This window comes from Aquifex sp., assembly GCF_056494385.1.
This window is the reverse complement of sequence record NZ_JBSLZM010000035.1, coordinates 1-5,981: the sequence shown is the minus strand read 5'-3', so window position 1 is coordinate 5,981 and position 5,981 is coordinate 1. Positions and strand designations below refer to the sequence as shown.

The window sequence follows — 5,981 nt, the reverse complement described above, 5'->3', positions numbered from 1 at the left end:
GCGTAAGGGGATATCTTTGTAAGCATTACGTAAATGGGCATCTCCCCACCTCCTTATTAATAAGGATAGGCTTTTGTATAATGATTTAAAATGAAGTTACCTGAAAGGCTCGTAGAGGCTATAGCGGAATCCATCGTTGAGGAGCTTGCGAAGAAAGAAAAAATACTTGAGCTTGATGACCCATTAACGTTTAAAAAGAAGATAATAAGGATTTTTAAGGAGGCTGAGGAGGAGGAGAAAGAACTTGAGGAAAAAGCCAAAGCTGTATTGAGACAAAACCTTGAACTCCTGGAAAAGGAAAACATTGATTACAGAACTGCATTTTTAGCGGTAAAGCGAAAGCTGGCAGAAGAAATGAACGTAAACGTGGGAAAGAGGGAGAGGTTGAACCAGATAATAAATAAGATTATGGAACTAATAATGAAGGATGAAACCGTTGAAATTTACGAAGACCCCCCGGTTATAAGGAGAAAGATAAGAGAAATTGTTATGGGGGCTTTAAAGATTGATGAAGAAATAGAAAAAGAGGTTAGAAAGAGGATTAGGAAGTACTCAAGAGACATACTTGAGGGAAGTCCCGAGTGGAATATTCTATGGAGGAGGATATACGAAGACGAGCTCAAAAAGAGAGGACTAGCTTAAGGAAGGTAAAGTATGGGATTCTGTCTTATTCCGTATTTTAAGACCTCGTAATGTAAATGTGGACCCGTCGTTCTTCCCGTTCTTCCCACGTATCCGATAACCATTCCCTTTACAACCTTATCACCCATTCTTACCTCCCTTCCGGACATGTGAGCGTAAAGGGTTGTGTATCCGTATCCGTGGTATATCATAACGACGTATCCGTATCCCCTTACGTATCCGCTGAATATAACTATTCCGTCGGCAGTTGCTACTATGGGTGTTCCGGTTGGTGCCGCTATGTCTATTCCGGCGTGAAATTCCCTATACCGTCCTCTTCTCCGCCATCCATACCTTGATGTGACGACTCCCACGACGGGCCATATATCGGGTTTTGCCTCCTCAGGCGTTTTTAGATTCTCTATTAATTCCTTATAACTTTTTGAAACACTTGTAAAGAGTTTCAGCTCTTGATAAGAGATGTTAAAAGGTTCATCCTCCATCGGTATATAACCGGATAGGGGAAAGGAGAGAAGAAAGAAAAGGAAACTAAGTAGTAGAACCTTCCTCATCAAGGTAGAAGACTTCGTCGGATATGGGTTCGTTCCACCTCTTGAAGCCGGGAAGAGTCTCTATCCTATACCACGCCGACCTGTACCATATATCCGTAGGATTCTTCTTCACAGGGGCTATCTGTGCCGCTCTCGTTTCGGGGTGATACTCCCAGTTCATATAGTGGTTAAAGTCCTGAACGATATCCGTTATCACAACGCCGTATTCGTTTATAAGTATTTCCTGAAACTCCTTCCACCTGAATATGGAGCTGTCCCTTAGTGTGAGTCCGAAGTATCCCGCGCACCCTGCATCCTTAAGGGTTGCTATCCCCCTTCCTATGAAGGCCTTAAAAGCTGCAAAGGTCTCGGGAGGGTCTGTTATGAAAACGTCAAACTTACCGAGAAAATCCTCAGTGTAGGGATTTCTGAGGTCCCAAACAATGGCCTCCGCGTTGTCTATACCCAGCTCCTTTATTATCCTGTTGTCAAAGTCTATTAACCTCTCGTCAATGTCTATAATTAAAACCCTCTTTGCCTTCCTCGTTAGGGCTATTGCAAGACCCGTTAGGTCGTCCTCCGCACCCATAACTATTATCTCTTTACCCCTCAGGTCTCCCCTGCTGTCAAGGAAGAGAACCCTTGATACGGTGGTTTCAGGCGTTACACTTCCCTGGTCATACTGTTGAACGGGTTTAGGTCTATCCTTTGCTATCTCAACGAAAGTCCTGTAAAGTTCCTTATCGTCGTAAAAGGGAATTCCTCTTCCTTCACAAGCTCTGCATGTGTGCTCTTCGTAGGATTCAATACCAAGCTCGCCAATAAGGTCGTATCCCTTCTGAGTAAGGAGTAGGTTCTCGTTATCGTCAATAAAGGCGTATCCCTCGCTTATGAGCTTCTTTACTATACCTGCAGCTGCAGGAACGGGAATATCCGATAGGTCAATAATCTTCCAGAAATCCCCCGTTTTTAAAAGCGCTTGAAGAACCCTTTCAACATTTCTTGTGTGGAGCCTTACCTTCGTTTCCTCCTGTACCTCCTTGGCTATTCTCTCAAGGACGTTCAATCCTTCACCTCCGTAGGGATTTTGCGAAAAAACTATTATATCACCTTATCTCTTCCCTGCTTCTCTTCATCTCCATAATGCGCGGAATAAGAAGAGCGTAACCTTTTTGTTGCCAGTGAAGGAGTTCCGTAATTGCGGAGGGAACGAGCTCAACAAATGGGGGAAAATCCTTTTCTGAATATCCGTAGAGCTGTTCAGCAGCCATCTTACAAACCTTGAACTTAACTCCGTACATAGTCATTCCCTCAATTCTTTCCCATATGTCCTTATACTTTTCCCTGTTCTTCTTGGCGAGGGTAACTATTTCCGTCCCGTGAATTATCACTACAATCTTTATATCCTCACCGGGTATAAAGTTATACGGCTCGTTTGAGAGGACATATATTATGTTTGAAACCCAGAGGAGTGCCGGTCTTATCTTTTCCGGTTCATCAAAGTAAAACTCCACAACGGCTTTAAAGGGAGCTTCGTAAGGAGTTTGAACAAACTTGGCGTGTTCTTCACCAAAAACAACAAAAACAAAAACTAAAAGACAGAGGACTAACCTTCTCATGGCCTCACCTCCCTCAAAGGTTAAATTACGTTTTTCGTTTTCTTGAGCTCATACAAAGCTCATAAATAGACTTATATTAATATCCTTATGATTGACACCCATTGTCACTTGGACCTTCTTAAGGAGAAAGACAGAGAAGAGGCTTTAAAAGATGATAGACTCGAGTATCTCATAAACGTAGGTTTTGATAAAAAAACGATAAAAAACGCCGTTGAGTTTGCGAATAAATACGATAAGGTTTACATTGCGATAGGTTTTCATCCCCATGAGGCAGACAAGGTAAGCGACGAAGACCTTAAATGGCTAAAGGAACTTGCGAGAAACACCCCTAAAGTAAGAGCCATAGGGGAGATAGGTCTTGATTTCTATAAGAACTATTCGGACCCCAAAAAGCAGGAAGATATTTTCAGGAAGCAGATAGAGATAGCGAGGGAACTGGGGCTCCCTATAGTCATTCATATGAGAGATGCGGAAGAGGAGACCATAAGAATACTGAGAGAAGAGAGAGCCTACGAAGTAGGAGGGGTTATGCACTGCTTTACGGGAAGCTACGAAACTATGAAGAAAGCGGTTGATATGGGATTTTTCATTTCCTACTCGGGAATAATAACCTACAAGAGTGCAGAAAGCCTTAGGGAAGTTGTAAGAAAAACACCCACAAGCAGGATACTCCTTGAGACAGACTCACCCTTTTTAGCACCACAGCCCGTAAGAGGTAAACCCAATAAACCTACGAATATCTTTTATACCGCGGAAGTTCTCGCAAAGCTTCTTCCAAACACATCCTTAGAAGACGTTGATAGAATGACCACACAGAACGCAAAACAGGCCTTTAACCTGAACGGAGATGTAAAAAAAAACACGATAACTTACGTGATAAACAACAAGCTTTATATAAACTTAACGAATAAGTGTAATCTTCACTGTGTGTTCTGTCAAAGGGAAAGGGAAAGAAACTTCTGGGTAAAGGGATACTGGGTATGGGTTGATAGGGACCCGAGCGTTGAAGAGGTAATAAGTGAGATAGGGGATCCAAAAAGGTACGATGAGGTTGTTTTTTGTGGATACGGAGAGCCGACCTTAAGGTTCTCCGCACTAAAGGAAATAGCAAGGTGGGTAAAAGAAAAGGGAGGTAAAGTAAGGGTTGACACGAACGGACTTATGTTCACATTCCTTCCTAAAGAAAAGCTAAAGGAACTAAAAGGACTTGTTGATACTTTCTCCGTGAGCCTAAACGCACCCGATGAAGAAACGTATAACAAAGTATGTAGACCGGTACAGCCTGAAGCTTTTAAGAAGGTTATTGAGTTCATTAAGGAAGCTAAAAATCTTGATTTTGATGTCATAGTCTCGGCTGTTGATTACGACGGTGTTGATATGAAGAGAACCGAGAAGCTTGTAAAAAGTCTCGGGGCAAAATGGAAATACAGGACCTATGAAGTTGTTGGGTAAACTCCTTGATTTCATCGGTATCTCTGAAAACGTTTGCGTTGTATGTAGTAAAGAGTTCAGAGCTAGAGAACAAGGGTTTATATGTAATGATTGTCTGGAAAAAGTAAAGCCATCAAACTTTGAAGATATAGAAGAGATACCCTTCGTTGATTCTTATGAATATTTCGGAAGGTATGATGACGTTCTGAGGGAGTGTATACTCCTTTACAAGTTCAAAAGTGTAAAGCCTTTTTCATTGTTCTTCGCAAACCTTATAAGGGATGAACTAAAAGAGTATAAAGAACGTATCGGTGCGGATATACTGACATTCGTTCCCGTTCATTTTTTTAGATACTGGGAAAGGGGGTATGACCACAACGAAGAGGTGTTAAAGCATACGGGAATTAAATTTGAAAAGGTGATAAAAAGAAGGAAATACGCTAAACCCCTTGCGGGATACGGGAAGGGAGAGAGAGAAAAGATTTTAAGAAACGCATACACCTTAACGGGAGACGTAAAGGGAAAGGTAGTCCTCGTTTACGACGACATACTCACAACGGGAACAACAGCGAAAAGCATAGCTTCCCTTTTGAAGAATAACGGAGCCAAAGAGGTCCATTTTTACTTTCTCGCAAGGGAGTAGCTGAGCTCCTTTATCCTTTCCATAATCTCAAAGGCTACTTTCTTAAAATTCTTTACCGAAGGTTCTAATCCTTTATAACTTATCGGCTCTCCTATAACCACTTTAACCTTTCCCGGTTTCGGAAACCTTGAACCCCTCGGTAGTATTCTGTCGGTTCCATCTATATAGACGGGCAGAACTGGAAAACCGCTCCTTACCGCAATGTATCCAACACCCGGTTTGGGCCTCCTGAACTCTCCGGGGTTTGCCCTCGTTCCTTCCGGAAATATACACACCTTACATCCGGATCTTAAAAGCTCAACACTTTTCTCAAGAACACCCACGTCTTCAGCACTTCTTTTGACGGGAACAGCCCTGGCATGTTTCAGGAAATAACCGAGAGGGGGTTTAAAGAGTTCTTCTTTTGCAAGGAAAACGAGAGGGTCCGGAAATACGAGGTTTAAAACCGGGGGGTCTAAATGGCTTCTGTGGTTTGAGGCGATTATGCAGGGTCCCATCGGTATGTTCTCTTTTCCTATTACCTTAAGCCCAAGAGCAGCTTTAAGAATAGGAGTTAATACCTTCCAAGCGGGAAGTAGGATATACCTTCCTACAGGTGAGAGGGGACAACCTCCCATTACCCTCCTCCGATTAAGGCCTCAAGTTCCCTCTTTATCTCTTCGTATGTTTTATCCGTGTTCACCTTTATGTAACTGACTTCATCAGGAATTTCAAGCACTTCTTTTTGTTTTTGATATATATTAAAGTCCGCATCAGAAATGTCTTTTCTTTTTTCCAGCCTTTTTTTAATAACCTCTTCGGGAGCATGAGCCCATATAAATAAAGGACTCTTGAAGTTTTTAAGGACCATCTCTCTCTGCCATCTTTTTAAAAATGTTGCATCAAGGACAACTTTCTCACACTTTTCGTAAAGCTCCTTTGCCCTTTTGATCATTTCTTCGTAAACTTTTTTTGTGATATCTTCGGTGTATATTCCCTTACCGAACTCTGCCTTCGCACTTTTTTCCGGAGCTATTCCCATTAATTCCTTTCTTATTAAGTCGCTTCTTAGCCATTTATAACCGAACTCCTTGTTTAAGATAGAACTCAAAAAGGACTTCCCCGAACCCGAAAGAC

8 protein-coding genes are annotated in these 5,981 nt (G+C 42.1%); 3 read left to right on the top strand and 5 right to left on the bottom strand.

Features of this window, described 5'->3' with window-relative positions; all coding sequences use genetic code 11:
- Positions 1-90 precede the first annotated feature (90 nt).
- The gene (locus ACWB1W_RS03180; protein WP_479369950.1) at positions 91-642 is read left to right on the top strand and encodes a DUF507 family protein; all 552 of its coding nucleotides are present in this window, start codon (positions 91-93) and stop codon (positions 640-642) included.
- Here the strand turns inward: ACWB1W_RS03180 and ACWB1W_RS03175 are convergent.
- Genes ACWB1W_RS03175 through ACWB1W_RS03165 form a run of 3 tightly spaced genes read right to left on the bottom strand, consistent with a single transcriptional unit; the run spans position 639 to position 2,791 of the window.
- Positions 639-1,124 (bottom strand): M23 family metallopeptidase, encoded by a 486-nt coding sequence (locus ACWB1W_RS03175; RefSeq protein WP_479369949.1) that lies wholly within the window; start codon positions 1,122-1,124, stop codon positions 639-641. The two genes, ACWB1W_RS03180 and ACWB1W_RS03175, sit on opposite strands and share 4 nt — an antisense overlap.
- Positions 1,125-1,170: 46 nt before the next feature.
- Positions 1,171-2,238 (bottom strand): bis-aminopropyl spermidine synthase family protein, encoded by a 1,068-nt coding sequence (locus ACWB1W_RS03170; protein WP_479369948.1) that lies wholly within the window; start codon positions 2,236-2,238, stop codon positions 1,171-1,173.
- Between the two features lie 40 nt (positions 2,239-2,278).
- Positions 2,279-2,791 carry a DsrE family protein gene (locus ACWB1W_RS03165; RefSeq protein ID WP_479369947.1) on the bottom strand — a complete coding sequence of 171 codons (513 nt, stop codon included), beginning with the start codon at positions 2,789-2,791 and terminating at the stop codon, positions 2,279-2,281.
- An 87-nt stretch (positions 2,792-2,878) separates the two neighbouring features.
- On the opposite strand from ACWB1W_RS03165, the gene ACWB1W_RS03160 reads away from it, so the two are divergent.
- Both ACWB1W_RS03160 and ACWB1W_RS03155 read left to right on the top strand, forming a co-directional pair.
- Complete coding sequence (locus ACWB1W_RS03160) at positions 2,879-4,243, top strand: YchF/TatD family DNA exonuclease (RefSeq protein WP_479369946.1); 1,365 nt, start codon at positions 2,879-2,881, stop codon at positions 4,241-4,243.
- A complete protein-coding gene (locus tag ACWB1W_RS03155; protein ID WP_479369945.1) occupies positions 4,227-4,865 on the top strand; it encodes a ComF family protein in 639 nt (212 codons plus the stop codon). Before ACWB1W_RS03160 ends, ACWB1W_RS03155 begins: the two co-directional genes overlap by 17 nt.
- Here ACWB1W_RS03155 and ACWB1W_RS03150 read toward each other — a convergent pair.
- Both ACWB1W_RS03150 and ACWB1W_RS03145 read right to left on the bottom strand, forming a co-directional pair.
- The gene (locus ACWB1W_RS03150; protein ID WP_479369944.1) at positions 4,844-5,482 is read right to left on the bottom strand and encodes a lysophospholipid acyltransferase family protein; all 639 of its coding nucleotides are present in this window, start codon (positions 5,480-5,482) and stop codon (positions 4,844-4,846) included. The genes ACWB1W_RS03155 and ACWB1W_RS03150 overlap by 22 nt on opposite strands.
- On the bottom strand, positions 5,482-5,981 hold a 500-nt coding region (locus ACWB1W_RS03145; RefSeq protein ID WP_479369943.1), incomplete at its 5' end, for a P-loop nucleotide/nucleoside kinase family protein. The genes ACWB1W_RS03145 and ACWB1W_RS03150, both read right to left, overlap by 1 nt.

Coding starts and splice junctions, on each gene's coding strand:
- ACWB1W_RS03180 (WP_479369950.1), top strand. CDS start 91: ATGAAGTTACCTGAAAGGCTCGTAGAGGCTATAGCGGAATCCATCGTT.
- ACWB1W_RS03150 (WP_479369944.1), bottom strand. CDS start 5,482: ATGGGAGGTTGTCCCCTCTCACCTGTAGGAAGGTATATCCTACTTCCC.
- ACWB1W_RS03155 (WP_479369945.1), top strand. CDS start 4,227: ATGAAGTTGTTGGGTAAACTCCTTGATTTCATCGGTATCTCTGAAAAC.
- ACWB1W_RS03175 (WP_479369949.1), bottom strand. CDS start 1,124: ATGGAGGATGAACCTTTTAACATCTCTTATCAAGAGCTGAAACTCTTT.
- ACWB1W_RS03160 (WP_479369946.1), top strand. CDS start 2,879: ATGATTGACACCCATTGTCACTTGGACCTTCTTAAGGAGAAAGACAGA.
- ACWB1W_RS03165 (WP_479369947.1), bottom strand. CDS start 2,791: ATGAGAAGGTTAGTCCTCTGTCTTTTAGTTTTTGTTTTTGTTGTTTTT.